Below are 18,255 nucleotides of genomic sequence, written 5' to 3' on the forward strand. Positions count from 1 at the left end.
GGCGCACGCAGTGCGCCTTTCAGGGGCGCGGGGAACGGCGCGACCGACCCCCACCGGGCGGTCAGCCGAACGACGGCCGATGAGGGGCGCGGGGAACTGCGCGACCAGCCCCCACCGGGCCGCAGCCGCTCAGCGCTCCGCGTGCACCCCGTTCGTGGCGGCGATCTTCGTCCACGACTTGGGCCGCTTGGGCGCCGACACGGCCCCCAGCGCGGACGCGGACGGCTTCACCGGCTGGTACAGCCACGTGTCGAACAGCCCGGCCAGCGGCTTCCCGGACACCTTCTCCGCGTACTGCACGAAGTCGGAGACGCGTGCGTTGCCATACGCGTGCACCGAAGGCCACCCCTTGAGGATCTTGAAGAACTTCTTCTCGCCGACCGCGTTGCGCAGCGCCTGGATCGCGACGGCCCCCCGGTCGTAGACGGCCGCGTCGAACTGGTTCTCCGCCCCCGGGTCACCCGGCGCGACCTGCCAGAACGCGTCGTCCGCCGGATGCTGCGCGTACACGTAGTCCGCGAGCTCCTGGGCCGTGCCCTCGCCCTCCTTCTCGGACCACAGCCACTGGCTGTAGCGGGCGAAGCCCTCGTTGATCCAGATGTCCTTCCAGTTGTCGACGGAGACGCTGTCGCCGTACCACTGGTGCGCCAGCTCATGGACGACGACGGACACGTTCGAGCCGCCCGCGAACTGCTTCGGCGAGTAGAACGGCCGCGTCTGCGTCTCCAGGGCGAACGACGACGGCACGTTCGGCACGTACCCGCCGAGCGCCTCGAACGGGTACTTCCCGAAGACCGTCTCCAGCCACTCGGCGACCTCGGTCGTGCGCTCCACGCTCGCCTTGGCCGCGCCCTCGTTCGCGCCGAGGTCCTTGCTGTACGCGTTGACGACGGGCAGCCCGTCCGCGGTCGTGTCCGTCGTGATGTCGAACTTGCCGACGGCGAGCGTCGCCAGGTAGGTGGCCTGCGGCTTGCTGGAGCGCCAGTTGAAGCGGGTCCAGCCCAGCTTCGAACTCTGCGACTGGAGCGTGCCGTTGGAGATCGCCTGGGTCCCGTCCGGCACGGAGACCGACACGTCGTACGTGGCCTTGTCGCGCGGGTGGTCGTTGGAGGGGAACCACCAGGCGGCCGCCTCCGGCTCATTGGCGGCGACGCCGCCGTCCGGGGTGCGCTGCCAGGACGTGAAGCCCCACAGCTTCACCTCGGACGGCTTGCCCGCGTACTTCACGACGACCGTGAACGGGACGCCCTTGGGCAGCCCGGCCGCGGGCGTCACCTCCAGTTCCTGTACGCCGGACTTGGCGAACGCCGCCTTCTTGCCGTTCACCCGGACCTCGCTCGCGGTGAGCCCGAAGTCGAGGTCCAACCGCGACAGGTCCTGCGTGGAGGTGGCGAGGATGGTCGCCGTGCCCTCCAGCAGGTCCGTCTTCGGCTGGTACTTCAGACGCAGGTCGTAGTGGGAGACGTCGTAGCCGCCGTTCCCGTACGTCGGGTAGTAGGGGTCGCCGATGCCCGCGGCACCCGGGTGGAAGTCGGCGGCCGACGCCGGGATCGCCAGCAGAAGGGAGACCGCCAGCGCGCCGGGGGCGATGAGTCTGCGGTACACGAAAGCTCCAAGTCGTAGGGACAGGCCGAGGATTGATCTCGTCCCGCGAGCCTATTCAGCACCTCCCGCCCCGGTCATGTCCATGGCCCCGGCTGTCACACGATCGCCATTCGGCCGACATGTGCCTCGGCGCCCCATGCGCCTGTCATCGGTGCGTACGGCCCTCTGTTGCCGGGGAGTTGACCCGTGTAGCTTCCGCGCCATGCCGATTCCTGTCAGACGCCCCCTTCGCCTGTGGAGAACGTTCGCAGCCGCGGCCACCGCCGTCCTGCTCGCCGTCCTCGTCGCGCCCGGCGCCGCCCAGGCGGCCTCCGCCCCCCGCGCGTCGCAGCCCGTCTACTCGTACGGGAACGCGATCCGCGAGTCGGTGTGGGTCGACACCCGCGTCGACGGCGACGACGACGGAAGGACCGACCGGGTCGCCGTCGACGTCGTGCGCCCGCGCGAACCCGCCGCACAGGGCCGCAAGATACCCGTGATCATGGACGCGAGCCCGTACTACTCCTGCTGCGGGCGCGGCAACGAGTCCCAGCTCAAGACGTACGACGCCGCCGGCCACGTCGTCCAGATGCCGCTCTACTACGACAACTACTTCGTGCCGCGCGGCTACGCCTTCGTCGCCGTCGACCTCGCCGGCACCAACCGCTCCGACGGCTGCGTCGACGTCGGCGGCCGCTCCGACGTGCAGTCCGCCAAGGCCGTCGTCGACTGGCTGAACGGCCGGGCCCGCGGCTACACCACCCGCACCGGCGCCGCGCGCGCCGAGGCCGTCTGGAGCAACGGCAGGACCGGCATGATCGGCAAGAGCTACGACGGCACGATCGCCAACGGCGTCGCCGCCACCGGCGTCGAGGGCCTGGAGACGATCGTCCCGATCAGCGCGATCTCCTCCTGGTACGACTACTACTTCCAGCAGGGCGCCCCGCTCTACGACTCCGGCCCCGAGTGGCTCTCCGACTACGTGGAGAGCCCGGCGGCCCGCGCCCGCTGCGCCGCCGTCCAGCAGCGACTCGTCGACGAAGCGCCCCGCAGCGGGGACTGGACCTCCCTGTGGCAGGAGCGTGATTACGTCAAGGACGCGCACAAGGTGAAGGCCAGCGTCTTCGTCGCGCACGGCATGCAGGACCTCAACGTCCGCGCCAAGCACTTCGGCCAGTGGTGGGACGCGCTCGCGAAGAACGGCGTCACCCGCAAGATCTGGCTCTCGCAGACCGGCCACGTCGACCCGTTCGACTACCGCCGCGACGCCTGGGTCACCACCCTGCACCGCTGGTTCGACCACGAGCTCCTCGGCTACGACAACGGCATCGACCGCGAGCCCATGGCCGACATCGAGCGCACCCCCGACCACTGGAGCACCGACAAGGTCTGGCCCGCGCGCACGGCGGCACCGACCGCGCTGCACCCCGGCACGGGCGCCGCACCCGGCGTCGGCACCCTCGGCCTGAAGTCCGGCCGCGGCACCGAGACGTTCACCGACGACCCGGCCCTGAACGAGACCGACTGGGCCGCGCAGATCGACACGTCGACTCCGGGCAAGGCCGGGTTCGTCAGCCGCCCGCTCGGCAAGGACCTGCGCCTGTCCGGCTCCTCGACGGTGACCGTCAGGGCCACCCCGACCACGGCGAGCGCCCACCTGAGCGCCGTCCTCGTCGACCTCGGCCCCGCCACCGTCCGCGACTACGCGGGCGCCGGCGAAGGCATCACGACCCGCACCGACCGCAGCTGCCACGGGGCGAGCACCACCGGCGACAGCTCCTGCTTCCTCACCACCCGGGCCGCCACCACCGACGTCGACGCCACGGTCTTCAGCCGGGGCTGGGCCGACCTCGGCACGTACGCGAACCCGGGCAAGGGCCGCGCGCTGACCCCCGGCAGGGCGTACACGCTCACGCTCCGGCTCGCCGCGAGCGACCACGTCGTGCCCAAGGGCCACCGGCTCGCCCTGATCGTCGCCGGGACGGACAAGGACCTCATCGACCCGCCGTCGACGAGGCCGACCCTGACGCTCGACCTGTCCCGCACCGTGGCCCGCGTCCCCGTCGTCGGCGGCGCCGGGGCCTTCGCGGCGGCCACCGCGGGCTCCCACCGCGCCACCCCGCACGCGACCGGGGCCGACGGCGTCAGCCCCTACCGTCAGGACCGCCCCGTCCCCGGAGGCAGCAACGGATGAAACCCCGTAAGCGCACCCTCGCCCTGACCACCGCCGCCGTCGCGGCGCTCGCCGCACCCCTCGTGGTGAGCGCCCCCGCGCAGGCCACCTCCACCGTGCCCCGGACCGGTTTCGAGCGGACGAACGGCGCCCGCTGGACCAGTCAGCCCGAGGAGCAGCAGCTGCTCGCCGCCGTCGACAAGGCGTCGGCGCGGGTCTCCGTCTCCCGCATCGGCACGACGAAGCAGGGCCGCCCCCTCCAGCTGGTGCGCGTCGGCGCGCCCCGCTCCGCCCGCACCGTGCTGCTGATCTGCAGCCAGCACGGCGACGAACCCTCCGGCCGCGAGGCGTGCCTCACGCGCATCCGGGACCTCGCCTACGCGCAGTCCAAGGCCACCCGTGCCTTCCTGGCCCGCACGACCCTGCTCGTCGTGCCGACCGCCAACCCCGACGGCCGCGCCGCCGACACCCGCGGCAACTCCGACGGGACCGACATCAACCGCGACCACCTCGCGCTGACGACCGCGGAGGCGCGCGCCATGGCGGCCGTCATCCGCGACCGCCACCCCGACGTCATCTACGACCTGCACGAGTACGGGGCCACACCGCGGTACTACGACAAGGCCCTCTTCGACCTGTGGCCGCGCAACCTGAACACCGACGCCGGGGTCCACGACGCGGCGAGGAGCCTCTCCCTCGACTACGTCCGGCCCGCCGCGAACGCCGCCGGGTACTCCACGGGCACGTACGGCATCTGGACCGACCCGGTCACCGGCGAGCCGGTCAAGCAGACCGCGGGCGACGGGCAGGAGCGCATCCTGCGCAACATGTCCGGGGTCAAGCACGCCCTCGGCCTGCTCATCGAGAGCCGCGTCGACCCCGGCACCCCGGCCGAGGCGGCGGACGAGGCGCTCAACAACCGGCGCCGCCGCGACTCCCAACTCGCGGCGCTCGGCGGACTGTTCCGCTTCACCGGCGAGCGGGCCGGGCGGATCGAAGCGGCGACGGACGCGGCCCGCGCCGCCGGCTTCCGCGACACCGGCCCTGTCTATCTCGGCGGCGCCGACAACGACCCGGCCGAACCTGCCGAGATCCTTCAGGACCCGCCCTGCGGCTACCGGCTCACCGCCGCACAATTCAAGGAGTACAAGGACGAGTTGACCCTCCACGGCATCACCGTCCACGCTACGGGCAAGGGAGCGTACGTACCGCTGCGGCAGTCCGCACGGGCGCTCGTGCCGCTGCTGCTCGACTCCCGTGCGCCGTACCACCTGACGGAAGCGGCGCCCGACACCCGCTGTTGAACAGGTATGGGACGCGTCGGATGTGGTAGGCCCTAAAGGGTGTCAACCCCTCAGAAACCACCCCCCGACGCGTCCCTGTCCGCAGCGGACGCCGCAGGCGGCCGGAGCCCCGCCACCGACCGGATCGTGTTCGGCGTCACCGCCGTGCTCACCCTGGCCTTCGTGGTCTGGGGCTCCGTCGCGACCGACAACCTGGAGAGCGTCTCCAGCAGTGCGCTGAAAGGCCTGATCCACAACGGCGGTTGGGCCTTCATGCTCGCCGCCACCGGCTTCGTCGTCTTCGCGCTGTGGCTGGCCGTCAGCCGCTACGGGAAGATCACCCTGGGCAAGGAGGGCGAGGAGCCGGAGTTCCGCACCGTCTCCTGGGTCGCCATGATGTTCAGCGCCGGCATGGGCATCGGTCTCATGTTCTACGGCGTGAGCGAACCCCTCGCGCACTTCACGACACCCCCGCCCGGCACCGACCCGGCGGACGCGGCCGACGCCATGCAGACGGCGATGGCGACCACGCTCTTCCACTGGACGCTGCACCCCTGGGCGATCTACGCGGTCGTCGGCCTCGCCATCGCCTACAGCACCTTCCGCCGGCGCAGGCGCCAGACGATCTCCTCCGTCTTCGTGCCGCTCATCGGCGAGCGGCACGCCCACGGAGCGTGGGGCCGGGTCATCGACATCATCGCGATCTTCGCCACGCTCTTCGGCTCGGCGGCCTCGCTGGGCCTCGGCGCCCTGCAGATCGGCTCCGGGTTCGAGGAGCTGGACTGGATGGACAAGGCCGGCACCGGGCTGCTCGTCTCCATCATCGCCGTCCTGACCGTGGCGTTCGTCGCCTCGGCGGTCTCCGGCGTGGAGAAGGGCATCCAGTGGCTGTCGAACATCAACATGGTGCTCGCGCTCATCCTGGCGGTCTTCGTCTTCGTGGCCGGTCCCACCATCATCGTGCTGGACCTGCTGCCCACCTCCATCGGCTCCTACCTCGGCGAGCTGCCGCAGCTCATCGGCCGCACCGAGGCCTCCAGCGGCAAGGGCGTCGCCGAGTGGCTCGGCAGCTGGACGGTCTTCTACTGGGCGTGGTGGATCTCCTGGACGCCCTTCGTCGGGATGTTCATCGCGCGCATCAGCCGCGGCCGCACCATCCGCCAGTTCGTCGGCGGCGTCATCCTCGTCCCGTCCACGGTCAGCCTGATCTGGTTCGCGATCTTCGGCGGTACGGCGATGAAGATGAAGGAGCACGGACAGCTCGCCGGGGCCACCACCCAGGAGGCCCAGCTCTTCGGCGTCCTCCAGGAGTTCCCCATCGCCACCGCGACGAGCCTGCTCGTCATGATCCTCGTCGGCATCTTCTTCGTCTCCGGCGCGGACGCCGCTTCGATCGTCATGGGCACCCTGTCGCAGAAGGGCGCGCTCGAACCCGGCCGTTTCGTCGTGATCTTCTGGGGCGTGGTGACGGGCGCGGTGGCCGCCGTCATGCTGCTCATCGGCGACGGCTCCGGCAACGCGCTCACCGGCCTGCAGAACCTCACCATCCTGGTGGCGGCGCCCTTCACGCTGGTGATGATCGGCATGTGCGTCGCCCTCATGCGCGACCTGCGCCAGGACCCGCTCATCGTCCGCGGCGACATGGGCACCGAGGTCGTCGCGGCGGCCGTGGTCGCCGGACACGAGAAGTACGGCGGCGAGTTCGAGATCACGATCGGCCCGGGCGAGAGCCTGGAGACCGAGGGCGACCCCATCGGCGCGCACTGGCCCGCCGAGCCCGAAGCGGGCACGGAGCCGGCGAAGAGCGAAGGGACGAGGTCCGAGGAGCGCAGGGAGAACACCGACTGATCCGGCCCGGGGCGCCGCGGTCCGGCGCCCCGATTAGGATCACACCCCTGATGACTGCCACCCTCGTAGCCAAGAACCTCGCCGCCGGACACGGGGACCGGGCCCTGTTCGCCGGGCTCGACCTCGTCGTCGCACCCGGCGACGTGATCGGACTCGTCGGCGCCAACGGAGCCGGCAAGTCCACTCTCCTGCGCCTCCTCGCCGGCCTCGCCACCCCGGAGGAGGGCGAACTGCGCCTCTCCCCGCCGACCGCGACCGTCGGCCACCTCCCGCAGGAACCGGACCGCAGGCCCGGCGAGAGCATCCGGCACTTCCTCGCCCGGCGCACCGGCGTCGACGAGGCGCAGCGCCGGATGGACGAGGCCACCCAGGCCCTCGTCGACGGGGCCCCGGGCGCCGACGACGCGTACGCGATCAGCCTGGAGCGCTGGCTCGATCTCGGCGGCGCCGACCTCGACGAGCGCGCCGAGGAGGTCGCCGGACAGCTCGGCCTGGGCGTCGGCCTCGACCAGCTGATGACGTCGCTCTCCGGCGGCCAGGCCGCCCGCGCGGGCCTGGCCTCCCTCCTGCTCTCCCGCTACGACGTCTTCCTGCTGGACGAGCCGACCAACGACCTCGACCTGGCCGGCCTGGAGCGCCTGGAGAGCTTCGTCCGGGGCCTGCGCGCGGGCACCGTCGTCGTCAGCCACGACCGCGAGTTCCTCACCCGCACGGTCACCAAGGTGCTGGAGCTCGACCTCGCCCAGCAGCAGATCAACCTCTACGGCGGCGGCTACGAGGCCTACCTGGAGGAGCGCGACGTGGCCCGGCGCCACGCGCGCGAGGAGTTCGAGGAGTACGCGGACAAGAAGTCGGCGCTCGAAGGCCGCGCGCAGATGCAGCGCGGCTGGATGGACAAGGGCGTCAAGAACGCCCGGCGCAAGGCGACCGACAACGACAAGATCGGCCGCAAGTTCCGCAGCGAGGCCAGCGAGAAGCAGGCCGCGAAGGCCCGCCAGACGCAGCGCATGATCGAGCGGCTCGACGTCGTCGAGGAGCCCCGCAAGGAGTGGGAGCTGCGCATGGAGATCGCGGCGGCGCCCCGCTCCGGCGCGGTCGTCGCCTCGCTGAACGGTGCCGAGCTGCGGCGCGGCGACTTCACCTTCGGCCCGGTGACGCTCCAGGTCGACTGGGCGGACCGGATCGCCATCACCGGCGCCAACGGCTCCGGGAAGTCCACGCTGCTGGGGGCCCTGCTCGGCCGCCTTCCGCTGGACGCGGGGCACGCGACGCTCGGCTCCGGCGTCGTGGTCGGCGAGGTCGACCAGGCCCGCGCCCTGTTCCACGGCACGGAGGCGCTGCTCGACGCGTTCTGCGCGGCCGTGCCCGAGACGGAACCGGCGGAGGTCCGCACGCTGCTCGCCAAGTTCGGCCTCAAGGCCGGCCACGTCCTGCGCCCGGCCGCGACCCTCTCACCCGGCGAGCGCACCCGCGCCGCCCTCGCCCTGCTCCAGGGCAAGGGCGTCAACCTGCTGGTCCTGGACGAACCGACCAACCACCTCGACCTGCCCGCCATCGAGCAGCTGGAGTCGGCCCTCGACTCGTACAACGGCACGCTGCTGCTGGTCACACACGACCGCCGCATGCTGGACGCGGTCCACACGACAAGGCGCTTCGAAGTGAACGCGGGGAAAGTGACAGCCGCCTAGGGCCTGTCTGACAATTCCCGTCTGCCCCACGACGCCTGGCACGCACTCTCGCCGCACCGGGCACAAGGCCAAGTACGTCCAGTACGAGGCCTTGCGCCCGGCACGCCGAGAGCACGCACCAGACGCCGCGGGGCCGCCCTCCGGGCGACGACGGGAATTGTCAGACAGGCCCTAGGGGCGCGGGGAACTGCGCGCTCAGCCACGAGCCGGCGCGCGGCTCCCCACGGTCATCCGCCCCGACGGCGCTGAGGCCGGCCTTACGTGAGGCCGGCCTTGCGCAGAGCATCGGCCATGGCGGAGTTGGCCGGCGCGGCAGCGGGCCGCCCCTTGCCGCCGCCGGAAGACCCGCCGCGGCCGCCCGGCTGCCCCTGCCGGGACTGCCGCGGCGGCTTGCGGTCGCCGCCCCGCCCGCCCCGGTCCGCGCCGGATGGCTTCTCGTCGTCGAGCCGCAGCGTCAGCGAGATCCGCTTGCGCGCCACATCGACTTCAAGGACCTTGACCTTCACGATGTCGCCGGGCTTCACGACGTCACGCGGGTCCTTCACGAACGTGCGGGACAGCGCCGACACATGCGCGAGCCCGTCCTGGTGCACGCCGACGTCGATGAACGCCCCGAACGCCGCCACGTTCGTCACGACGCCCTCCAGGATCATCCCCGGCTCCAGGTCGCCGATCTTCTCGACGCCCTCCTTGAAGGTGGCCGTCCTGAAGGCGGGCCGCGGGTCGCGCCCCGGCTTCTCCAGCTCCTTCAAGATGTCCGTCACGGTGGGCAGCCCGAACGTGTCGTCCACGTACTGCGCCGGCTTCAGCGAGCGCAGCGTCCCCGTGTCGCCGATCAGCGAACCGACCGCGCCACCCGTCGACTTGGCCATCCGCCGCACCAGCGGATACGCCTCGGGGTGCACGGCCGAGGCGTCCAGCGGGTCGTCGCCGCCGCGGATGCGCAGGAAGCCCGCGCACTGCTCGTACGCCTTCGGGCCGAGCCGTGCCACGTCCTTGAGGCCCTTGCGGTTGCCGAAGGGGCCGTGGGCGTCGCGGTGCGCCACGATGTTCTCCGCGAGTCCCGTGCCGATGCCGGACACGCGCGCGAGGAGCGGGGCGGAGGCGGTGTTCACGTCCACCCCGACACCGTTCACACAGTCCTCGACCACGGCGTCGAGGGAGCGCGAGAGCTTCACCTCGCTGAGGTCGTGCTGGTACTGGCCGACGCCGATCGACTTGGGGTCGATCTTGACCAGCTCGGCCAGCGGGTCCTGGAGCCGCCGCGCGATGGAGACGGCGCCGCGCAGCGACACGTCCATGTCCGGCAGCTCCTGCGAGGCGAACGCCGACGCCGAGTACACCGAGGCGCCCGCCTCGGAGACCATCACCTTGGTGAGCTTCAGCTCCGGGTGCTTGTCGATGAGTTCCCCGGCGAGCTTGTCGGTCTCGCGGGACGCCGTGCCGTTGCCGATCGCGACGAGGTCGACCGCGTGCTCCTTCGAGAGCCGGGCCAGCTTGGCGATCGCCTCGTCCCAGCGGTTGGCGGGGACGTGCGGGTGGATGACGTCGGTCGCCACGACCTTGCCCGTCGCGTCGACGACCGCGACCTTCACCCCCGTACGGAAACCGGGGTCGAGCCCCAGCGTCGCGCGCGTGCCCGCGGGGGCGGCCAGCAGCAGGTCCCGCAGGTTCGCCGCGAAGACCTTGACGGCCTCGTCCTCGGCGGCCGTGCGCAGCCGCAGCCGCAGGTCGATGCCGAGGTGCACCAGGATGCGGGTGCGCCAGGCCCAGCGGACGGTGTCCGCCAGCCACTTGTCGCCCGGCCGCCCTTCGTCGCGGATCCCGAACCGGCCGGCGACGATCGGCTCGTACGACGAAGAGGCGGCGGGGCCGCCCTCGTCGGCGGGCTCCTCGGGCTCCAGGACCAGTTCGAGGGCGTCCTCCTTCTCGCCGCGCAGCATCGCCAGGACCCGGTGCGAGGGCAGCTCCGTGAAGGGCTGGGCGAAGTCGAAGTAGTCGGCGAACTTGGCGCCGGCCTCCTCCTTGCCGGACTTCACCTTCGCGACGAGCCGGCCGCGCGTCCACATGCGCTCGCGCAGCTCACCGATGAGGTCGGCGTCCTCGGAGAACCGCTCGGTGAGGATCGCGCGGGCCCCGTCGAGCGCGGCCTGCGGATCGGCGACGCCCTTGCCGGCGTCGACGAACGCCGCGGCGGCGGCCAGCGGCTCCACCGACGGGTCCTTGAACAGGCCGTCCGCCAGCGGCTCCAGGCCCGCCTCGCGCGCGATCTGCGCCTTCGTCCGCCGCTTCGGCTTGAACGGCAGGTAGATGTCCTCCAGGCGCGCCTTGGTGTCGGCGGCGCGGATCCGCGCCGCCAGCTCCTCGGTGAGCTTGCCCTGCTCGCGCACCGAGTCCAGGACCGACGCCCGCCGCTCCTCCAGCTCCCGCAGGTACCGCAGCCGCTCCTCCAGGGTGCGCAGCTGCGCGTCGTCGAGGGACTCCGTCGCCTCCTTGCGGTAGCGGGCGATGAAAGGCACCGTCGAACCGCCGTCCAGCAGCTCGACGGCGGCCTTCACCTGCCGCTCCCGTACGCCGAGTTCCTCGGCGATCCTGCTTTCGATGGACCCAACAGTGGGTGTCGCCACGATCCCGTACCGCCTATGTCGAATGAGGTTGCGCGGCAATTGTGGCAGGTGACACCGGCACCGGGGGAGCAGGGCACGGAGCCGCGCACGTGCCGCGCGGCCCGGCCGCGGCCGCCCCGGGGCTCAGGCGGCCTTGCCGATCAGGTCCGCGGGGAACGCGCCGTTGCCCAGCGCCGCGCCGGCGAAGCCCGTGGCCAGTTCGGTCAGCCGGGCCACGCCCGCCTCGCCGAGGTGCTCGTACGGCGCCCGGTCCAGGGCGTCCGTGCGCTCCTCCAGGGCGGCCCGCAGCGCGGCGCCCTCCTCGGTGAGCGTCAGCTCCGCGTCGCCGGTGAGCAGGTTCCGCGCGCGCAGCCGCCCGGCCGCCTCGTCGAACTCGGCGCGCGTCCAGCCGCGCGTGGCGAGCAGCCACTTCGGGGCCATGCCCTTGCCGGTGGCGACATGGCTGACGAGCGCCTCCACCGGGTCGAGTTCCGCGGCGAGCAGCGCGGCGAGGTGCCCGTCGCCGCGGTGCTCGCGCAGCAGCGTGGTCGCGTGCCAGTACGCGAGGTGCGGTTCCTGCGGGACGGGCAGGTCCGCATGGGCCGCGTACAGGGGGCGGGCGTGCCGTGTGCAGGCTTCCGTGGCGCGCAGCGCCAGTGCGGCGGCCTCGGCCAGCTCCGCGGAGGCGAGCGCCTCCGCGCCGAGCAGCCGCCGCAGGGTGGCGTCGACGGCACGCGCGCGTGCCGCGAGCACGGTCTCCGGGGAGGCCGTCCGCCACACGGCGGGCACGTGCCGGGCCACGAGGTCGTGCTTGAAGTTGTAGAAGGTCGAGGAGACCGTCCCGGCGCCGACGGCCCCCAGCGCCGCGGCGCGCGCCGCGAAGTAGGCGGCGTTGCGGTCCTCGATCCCGATGGCGGTCATCTCGGCGGCCAGGTCGGGCGAGAAGTAGTGCGTGGAGTGGAAGGGGTTGAGGACGTTGTGACAGCGGCGGGCGGCGCGCAGGCGCGGGTCAGGGCTCATCCCCGTACGTTACCGACCGGTTGGTACGTCAGGGGGCGCGGGGCGGCCGACCATGGCAGGAAAGGAGGGGTATCCGTCATTGCGGCCCTCCCCGCCGCCCGCGAAGAATGAGGGCCATGCCGCCCCGCACCGTGCTCGTCGTCCTCTTCGACGGCGTCCAGAGCCTGGACGTCACCGGCCCCGTCGAGGTCTTCGCCGGCGCCTCCCTCGCCGCCGGCCCGGCCGCCCACGGGTACCGCCTGTGCACCGCCTCCCTCGACGGCGCCCCCGTGCGGACGTCGAGCGGTCTGACCCTCGTCCCCGACCGCGCCCTCGCCGACGCCCCGGCCCCGCACACGGTCCTGGTCCCCGGCGGGCAGGGGACGCGCCGGCCCGATCCGCGGCTCACCGACTGGCTGCGGGCGAACGCGCCGGCGGCCGGGCGGATCGTCTCCGTGTGCACGGGCGCGCTCCTCCTCGCCCGGGCCGGTCTGCTGGACGGCCGCCGCGCCACGACCCACTGGAAGTACTGCGCGCTCCTCGCCCGCGACCACCCCGAGGTCGAGGTCGACCCGGACCCCGTCTTCGTCCGCGACGGGAACGTGGCCACGTCCGCGGGCGTCACCGCCGGCATCGACCTCGCCCTCGCCCTCGTCGAGGAGGACCACGGCCGCGAGATCGCCCTGACGGTCGCCCGTCACCTGGTCGTCTTCCTGCGGCGGCCCGGGAATCAGGCCCAGTTCAGCGCCCAGCTCGCCGCCCAGACGGCCCGCAGGGAGCCGCTGCGCGAGGTCCAGCAGTGGATCACCGAGCACCCCGGGGCCGACCTGTCCGTGCAGGCGCTGGCGGCCCGCGCGCGGCTGTCGCCGCGCCACTTCGCGCGCGCCTTCCAGGCGGAGACCGGCCTGACCCCCGGCAAGTACGTGGAGCGCGTCCGCGTCGAGCACGCCCGCCGCCTTCTGGAGGACACCCGCGACGGCGTCGAGGAGATCTCCCGGGCCGGCGGTTACGGCACGCCGGAGGCGATGCGCCGCGCCTTCCTCAAGACCCTGGGCACGTCACCGGCCGAGTACCGCCGCCGGTTCCACGCGCCCGTCCCACCCCGCCGACCGGTCCCCGAACGGGCCGACCCGTCCTGACGAGAGGAAACACCGTGCAGATCGCCGTGGTCCTGTTCGACCGCTTCACCGCCCTCGACGCCGTCGGCCCCTACGAGACCCTCGGCCGCCTGCCCGGCGCCGACCTCGTCTTCGTCGCCGAGGAGCGGGGCCCCGTCCGCAGCGACACCGGCGCGCTCGCGCTCACCGCGGACCGGACCCTGGACGAGGTCCCCCGCCCGGACGTCGTGGTCGTCCCGGGCGGCCCGGGACAGAGCGCGCAGATGACGAACGAGGCCCTGCTCGGCTGGCTGCGCGCGGCCGACGCGACCAGCACCTGGACCACGTCGGTGTGCTCGGGTTCCCTGCTGCTGGCCGCCGCGGGCCTGCTGCGGGGGCGGCGCGCCACCTCGCACTGGCTGGCGCTCGACGCCCTGACGGAGTTCGGCGCCCACCCGGCGCAGGAGCGCGTCGTCCTCGCCGGCAAGTACGTCACCGCGGCCGGGGTCTCGTCCGGCATCGACATGGGGCTCACGCTGCTCGGCAGGATCGCGGGCGACGAGCACGCGCAGGCCGTGCAGCTGCTCATCGAGTACGACCCGCAGCCGCCCTACGACGCGGGCTCGCCGCACAAGGCGCCCGCCCGCCTCGTCGAGGAGTTCCGCTCCGGAAGCAGGTTCGTCGTCCAGTGATCCCGCGCCCGGGCGACCCGCGGCGGCCCGCGCTCAGTCGCCCGGCGGCGACCAGGCGAAGCGCGGCGCCCTGCGCTCCAGGAAGGCGGCGACCCCCTCCGCGGTGTCGCCGCTGCCGCGGGCCTGCTGCGCCCAGTACGCGTCCCGGTCGGTGCGGCCCGCCGCGAACTCCTTCGCCGCCGCCTGCGTCAGCTGCGAGCGCCCGGCGAGGGTGCGGGTGAACTCCGCGACGCGCTTGTCCAGTTCGTCTTCGGGCCACACCTCGTCGAGCAGCCCGGTGCGCAGCGCCCGCCCGGCGTCGATCAACTCGCCGGAGAAGAGCAGGTACTTGGCGCTCGCCGGACCGACCAGCGCCGCGAGGCGGCGGGTCGAGGAAGCGGGGTAGACGATCCCGAGCTTCGCCGGGGTCACCCCGAAGAGCGCGTCCTCGGCGGCGAACCGCAGGTCGCACGCGGCCGCGAGCTGGCAGCCGCCGCCCACGCAGAAGCCGCGCACCACCGCGAGGGTCGGCTTCGCGAACGCGGCGAGCGCCTCCTCCGCGGCCACGGCCAGCTGCTGCGCGGCGCCCGCCCCCGAGGCGAGCGTGGAGATGTCGGCCCCGGCGCAGAAGGTGTCGCCGGCCCCGGTGAGCACCAGGACGCGGACCCCCGGGTCCGCGGCGAGCGCCCGCAGCAGCGGCGGCAGCGCGGCCCACATCGGGTCGGTCATGGCGTTGCGCTTGGCCGGGTGGTCGATGACCACGGTGGCGACCCCGTCGGCGACGGTGTGCGTGAGCTGCGCGGAGGACGAGGAGGCCATGCGCCGGATGGTATCCGCAGTGCCCGCCAGGCCGGACGGGCGCCCGGCGGATCAGGCGGCACGCCGAAGCGGGCGGGAAACGGAACGATCACGACAGGACCGGTCGAATGTCCGACGCGAGTGGACGTCCACGGTCGTATTCCGCCGATACCCGCTGACTTCTGGTCAGTAGTCCGGTACGGACCTGCGGGGTGCCAACACTCGGAGGGTGGTGACAATCGAGCGCAGAGGCGGCGACCGGGCGATGGGTGACGACGGGCTGGGGGCCCGCGCACTTCCGCAGAGCGACGGGGGAGCGCCCCCCGGGTGTGCCACGGACGGGCCGCGGCCGTACGAGGGTGTCTGGCGGTTCACGGCGCCGGCGGTCGACGCCTCGGTGCCGCAGGCCCGCCGCGCGGTGCGCGAACTGCTCGTGCGGCAGGAGGTGCCCGTCGACGACGACCTGGTCCACGGCCTGCTGGTGATCGTCTCCGAGCTCGTCACCAACGCGGTGAAGCACGCCGCCCTGCTCTCGCCGATGCTCGCCGTCGAGGTCGCCGTCGGGGCGGAGTGGGTGCGGGTCTCGGTCGAGGACGACCACCCCTACCGGCCGACCGCCCTGGAGGCGACCAGCGGTCAGACCGGTGGCCGCGGCCTGCTGCTCGTCCGGGAGATCACCGCGGAGGCGGGCGGCGCCTGCGACGTCGAGCACACCGCGAGCGGGGGCAAGGTGATCTGGGCCGCCCTGCCCCTCAGCGCGTCGCCCTGAGCCCGCTGCCCGCTACCAGCCCGCGGCCGGGCCCGTCAGCTCCCGGACGGCCGGCCTGGCCGCGTCGAGCACGGTCATGAACCACGCGGAGAACGGGTCCCGGCCGTGCCGCTCGGTCAGCTCCGCGGCGGTCACGAAGGCGGTCGCCCCGACCTCCTCCGGGTCGGGGGCGAGCGGCGCCTGCACCATTCCCACGAAAAGGTGATTGAACTCCTGCTCCACCAGACCCGACGCGGGGTCCGGGTGGTTGTAGCGCACCGTGCCGGCCTCCGCCATCAGCGAGGGCGAGACACCCAGCTCCTCGAACGTACGCCGGGCGGCCGCCGCGAAAGGAGCCTCCCCGGGATACGGGTGGCCGCAACAGGTGTTCGACCACACGCCGGGGGAGTGGTACTTGCCGAGCGCCCGCTGTTGGAGCAGCAGCCTGCCCTGTTCGTCGAAGAGGAAAACCGAGAACGCTCTGTGCAGGCGGCCCGGGGCCTGGTGGGCGGCGAGCTTCTCCGCCGTGCCGATCGTCCTGCCGTCCTCGTCGACGAGTTCCAGCAAGATCGCTTCTCCGGTGCCGTTCGACGAGCTGTGCGCCGCGGTGGCAGGTGTGGTCGGCATACCCATCCTTCGCTGTGGTCCTCGGACCCCAGTCTGCCGTACGGAACGGACAGTCCCCGACCTCACCACGGCCCGCATGTCCCGCCCGGCCACCCGGCCGGACAGGACATACGGGACACCGTGCGCCCGCTACGGCAGGGTCACGGGCCGCAGCACGTAGCCCGTGTATCCGTACTCGGCGCCGTGCTCGCGCCGCATCGCCAGCTCGGCGCGCGTGGCGGCCAGCGCCTCGGTCATGCCGGGGCGCTCCGGGTCGGCGGCGTCGGCCCGCTCGGCCAGCGGCCCGTAGTACTCGTCCCAGTCGGACTCGGGCTGGGCGACGACGCCGAGCACGGCGTACCCGGCGGCCTCGCACGCCCGCCGGTTCTCCGCGGTCGTCCGCAGCGCGTAGTGCGGCTCCCAGAAGGCGCGGGCCTCGGGGGAGGGGGAGGCGGTGGTCCACTCGCACTCGGTGAGCGCGAGCACCCCGCCGGGCGCGAGCAGCGCCCGCCACCGAACGAGGGCGGTGTCAAAGCCGATGCTGTACGCCGAACTCTCGGCCCAGATCAGGTCGAACGAGCCGGCGGGCCAGGGCGGTTCGCCCATGTCCGCCGCGACGGCCCGGACGCGGCCGGCGAGCCCGCGGGCCCGCGCCGCGGCCCGCACTTCGTCGAGGAACGGCTCGTGCAGGTCGACGGCGGTCACCTCGCCGCCGGTCTCGGCGGCGAGCAGCAGCGCCGAGCGGCCCGGACCGCAGCCCAGGTCGAGGATGCGCGGCCGCGCCGGAAGCGGGCCCGCGAGGGAGAGCAGCCGCCGCGTGGTGGCGTCGGAGCCGGGGCCCTGGCGGGGAAGCCCGTGGTGCAGGGCGAAGAAGGAAGAACGTACGACATCACTGTCGTCGGTCAAGGCAGAGACCTCCTGGGGAGGGGGCCTCGCTCAGGCGAGGGCCCGGAAGATGGGGATGCACCTGTCGCTGCGCACGGCAGCGGTCACCGCGGTGACAGTCATCAACCCACCTCCTCGAAGATCGCCGGTCACGCTAGCACGGGCCGGCCCCGGAGGGGAGGTTCAGTGGCAGAGCTTCGCCTCGTGCTCGGCGTGGCCGGTCGGCTCCAGCTGGAAGGTGCAGTGCTCCACGTCGAAGTGGTCGCCGAGGCAGCCCTGGAGCTCGTGCAGGAGCTTCTCGTTGCCGATCGTGGTCAGCACGTCCTGGCTGACCACCACGTGTGCGGAGAGCACCGGCATGCCCGAGGTGATCGTCCAGGCGTGCAGGTCGTGCACGTCCTCGACCCCCGGCAGGGCCAGGATGTGCGAGCGTACCTGGGCCATGTCGACGCCCCTGGGCGCCGACTCCAGCAGCACGTTCAGCGTCTCGCGCAGCAGCTTCACCGTCCGCGGGACGATCATGACGCCGATCACCAGCGACGCGATCGGGTCCGCGGCCTGCCACCCCGTGGTCAGGATGACGGCGGCGGAGACCAGCACCGCCAGCGAGCCGAGGGCGTCCGCCGCCACCTCCAGGAAGGCACCGCGCACGTTCAGGCTCTCCTGCTGGCCCTTGACCAGCAGGGAGAGCGAGATCATGTTTGCCACCAGGCCGATCAGGCCGTAGACGATGGTCGGGCCGCCCGCCGTCTCGGCCGGCTCCATGAACCGCTGGACCGCCTCGTACAGGACGTAGCCCCCGACGCCGAGCAGCAGCAGGCAGTTGGCGAGGGCGGCCAGGATCTCGGCGCGCGCGTACCCGAACGTCCGCTGCTCGCTGGCCGGGCGGTTGGCGAAGTGGATCGCGAGCAGGGCCATCCCCAGGCCGAGCGCGTCCGTGGCCATGTGCGCGGCGTCGGCGATCAGGGCCAGCGAGTCGGCCAGGAGGCCGCCGACGATCTCCACCACCATCACGGTCAGGGTGATCGAGAGCGCGATGCGCAGCCGCCCCCGGTGGGCGGCGGCGGCCGTGCCGGTCGTCGGCCCGTGGCCGTGCCCGTGGTCGTGTCCGGCCCCCATGGGAACCGCCCTCCGTTCCGGATCGCCGCACCGCTCCCGGCCGGGGCGGCGATCACAGTGAACTACGGGGGAGGGGTATGCGCAAACACGGCAGTGAACACCGTTGTCATCTGCCCTGACCTGCGCAAACGCCCTGACGGCCGGGCGCCG

General features: G+C 72.9%; 13 protein-coding genes and 1 pseudogene. 7 read left to right on the forward strand and 7 right to left on the reverse strand.

From position 1 onward, the window contains the following. Positions 1-129: 129 nt before the first annotated feature. On the reverse strand, positions 130-1,605 hold the full coding sequence (locus ACIBW6_RS00815) for a M1 family metallopeptidase (protein WP_399055083.1): 1,476 nt from the start codon (positions 1,603-1,605) through the stop codon (positions 130-132). Positions 1,606-1,807: 202 nt separating this feature from the next. Here ACIBW6_RS00815 and ACIBW6_RS00820 point away from each other — a divergent pair, with 202 nt between their 5' ends. From ACIBW6_RS00820 to ACIBW6_RS00835, 4 genes are all read left to right on the forward strand, one after another. Next, the gene (locus tag ACIBW6_RS00820; RefSeq protein WP_399055085.1) at positions 1,808-3,778 is read left to right on the forward strand and encodes a Xaa-Pro dipeptidyl-peptidase; all 1,971 of its coding nucleotides are present in this window, start codon (positions 1,808-1,810) and stop codon (positions 3,776-3,778) included. Next, complete coding sequence (locus ACIBW6_RS00825; RefSeq protein WP_399055087.1) at positions 3,775-5,061, forward strand: M14 family metallocarboxypeptidase; 1,287 nt, start codon at positions 3,775-3,777, stop codon at positions 5,059-5,061. Before ACIBW6_RS00820 ends, ACIBW6_RS00825 begins: the two co-directional genes overlap by 4 nt. A gap of 75 nt (positions 5,062-5,136) precedes the next feature. Next, positions 5,137-6,888 (forward strand): BCCT family transporter, encoded by a 1,752-nt coding sequence (locus tag ACIBW6_RS00830; RefSeq protein WP_399056357.1) that lies wholly within the window; start codon positions 5,137-5,139, stop codon positions 6,886-6,888. Positions 6,889-6,938: 50 nt separating this feature from the next. Next, a complete protein-coding gene (locus tag ACIBW6_RS00835; RefSeq protein WP_399055089.1) occupies positions 6,939-8,576 on the forward strand; it encodes an ABC-F family ATP-binding cassette domain-containing protein in 1,638 nt (545 codons plus the stop codon). 257 nt (positions 8,577-8,833) lie between these two features. On the opposite strand, the gene ACIBW6_RS00840 is transcribed toward ACIBW6_RS00835, so the two are convergent. Together ACIBW6_RS00840 and ACIBW6_RS00845 are read right to left on the reverse strand one after the other, a co-directional pair. Next, positions 8,834-11,203, reverse strand: coding sequence for a Tex family protein (locus ACIBW6_RS00840; RefSeq protein WP_399055091.1), 2,370 nt, complete (start codon positions 11,201-11,203; stop codon positions 8,834-8,836). A gap of 123 nt (positions 11,204-11,326) precedes the next feature. After that, on the reverse strand, positions 11,327-12,202 hold the full coding sequence (locus ACIBW6_RS00845) for a hypothetical protein (protein ID WP_399055093.1): 876 nt from the start codon (positions 12,200-12,202) through the stop codon (positions 11,327-11,329). A gap of 116 nt (positions 12,203-12,318) precedes the next feature. Here ACIBW6_RS00845 and ACIBW6_RS00850 point away from each other — a divergent pair, with 116 nt between their 5' ends. Further along, a complete protein-coding gene (locus ACIBW6_RS00850) occupies positions 12,319-13,320 on the forward strand; it encodes a GlxA family transcriptional regulator (RefSeq protein WP_399055095.1) in 1,002 nt (333 codons plus the stop codon). Between the two features lie 14 nt (positions 13,321-13,334). Beyond that, entirely contained in the window at positions 13,335-13,970 is a 636-nt protein-coding gene (locus ACIBW6_RS00855) for a DJ-1/PfpI family protein (RefSeq protein ID WP_399055097.1), read from the forward strand. Positions 13,971-14,003: 33 nt separating this feature from the next. Here the strand turns inward: ACIBW6_RS00855 and ACIBW6_RS00860 are convergent, their stop codons facing one another. Then, positions 14,004-14,768, reverse strand: coding sequence for an enoyl-CoA hydratase/isomerase family protein (locus ACIBW6_RS00860; RefSeq protein WP_399055099.1), 765 nt, complete (start codon positions 14,766-14,768; stop codon positions 14,004-14,006). 208 nt (positions 14,769-14,976) lie between these two features. Here ACIBW6_RS00860 and ACIBW6_RS00865 point away from each other — a divergent pair, with 208 nt between their 5' ends. Continuing rightward, positions 14,977-15,516 carry an ATP-binding protein gene (locus tag ACIBW6_RS00865; protein ID WP_399055101.1) on the forward strand — a complete coding sequence of 180 codons (540 nt, stop codon included), beginning with the start codon at positions 14,977-14,979 and terminating at the stop codon, positions 15,514-15,516. A gap of 12 nt (positions 15,517-15,528) precedes the next feature. On the opposite strand, the gene idi is transcribed toward ACIBW6_RS00865, so the two are convergent. The 3 genes and pseudogenes from idi to ACIBW6_RS00880 all read right to left on the reverse strand — a co-directional run bounded on the left by idi (position 15,529) and on the right by ACIBW6_RS00880 (position 18,105). Next, positions 15,529-16,122 (reverse strand): isopentenyl-diphosphate Delta-isomerase, encoded by a 594-nt coding sequence (gene idi / locus ACIBW6_RS00870; protein WP_399055103.1) that lies wholly within the window; start codon positions 16,120-16,122, stop codon positions 15,529-15,531. A 144-nt stretch (positions 16,123-16,266) separates the two neighbouring features. Continuing rightward, positions 16,267-17,007: pseudogene (locus tag ACIBW6_RS00875) on the reverse strand (class I SAM-dependent methyltransferase); the annotation flags it as partial. A 162-nt stretch (positions 17,008-17,169) separates the two neighbouring features. Then, positions 17,170-18,105: a cation diffusion facilitator family transporter gene (locus ACIBW6_RS00880; RefSeq protein WP_399055105.1), complete on the reverse strand. Its 936-nt coding sequence runs from the start codon at positions 18,103-18,105 to the stop codon at positions 17,170-17,172. Positions 18,106-18,255: the final 150 nt, after the last annotated feature.

Source organism: Streptomyces sp. NPDC049813 (assembly GCF_044465085.1).
In the GTDB taxonomy this organism is placed as follows: domain Bacteria; phylum Actinomycetota; class Actinomycetes; order Streptomycetales; family Streptomycetaceae; genus Streptomyces.

Bases quoted from the DNA above. Each gene is read 5' to 3' on its own strand.
- ACIBW6_RS00820 (WP_399055085.1), top strand. From the start codon at position 1,808: ATGCCGATTCCTGTCAGACGCCCCCTTCGCCTGTGGAGAACGTTCGCA.
- ACIBW6_RS00825 (WP_399055087.1), top strand. From the start codon at position 3,775: ATGAAACCCCGTAAGCGCACCCTCGCCCTGACCACCGCCGCCGTCGCG.
- ACIBW6_RS00835 (WP_399055089.1), top strand. From the start codon at position 6,939: ATGACTGCCACCCTCGTAGCCAAGAACCTCGCCGCCGGACACGGGGAC.
- ACIBW6_RS00845 (WP_399055093.1), bottom strand. From the start codon at position 12,202: ATGAGCCCTGACCCGCGCCTGCGCGCCGCCCGCCGCTGTCACAACGTC.
- ACIBW6_RS00850 (WP_399055095.1), top strand. From the start codon at position 12,319: ATGCCGCCCCGCACCGTGCTCGTCGTCCTCTTCGACGGCGTCCAGAGC.
- ACIBW6_RS00860 (WP_399055099.1), bottom strand. From the start codon at position 14,768: ATGGCCTCCTCGTCCTCCGCGCAGCTCACGCACACCGTCGCCGACGGG.
- idi (WP_399055103.1), bottom strand. From the start codon at position 16,122: ATGCCGACCACACCTGCCACCGCGGCGCACAGCTCGTCGAACGGCACC.
- ACIBW6_RS00880 (WP_399055105.1), bottom strand. From the start codon at position 18,105: ATGGGGGCCGGACACGACCACGGGCACGGCCACGGGCCGACGACCGGC.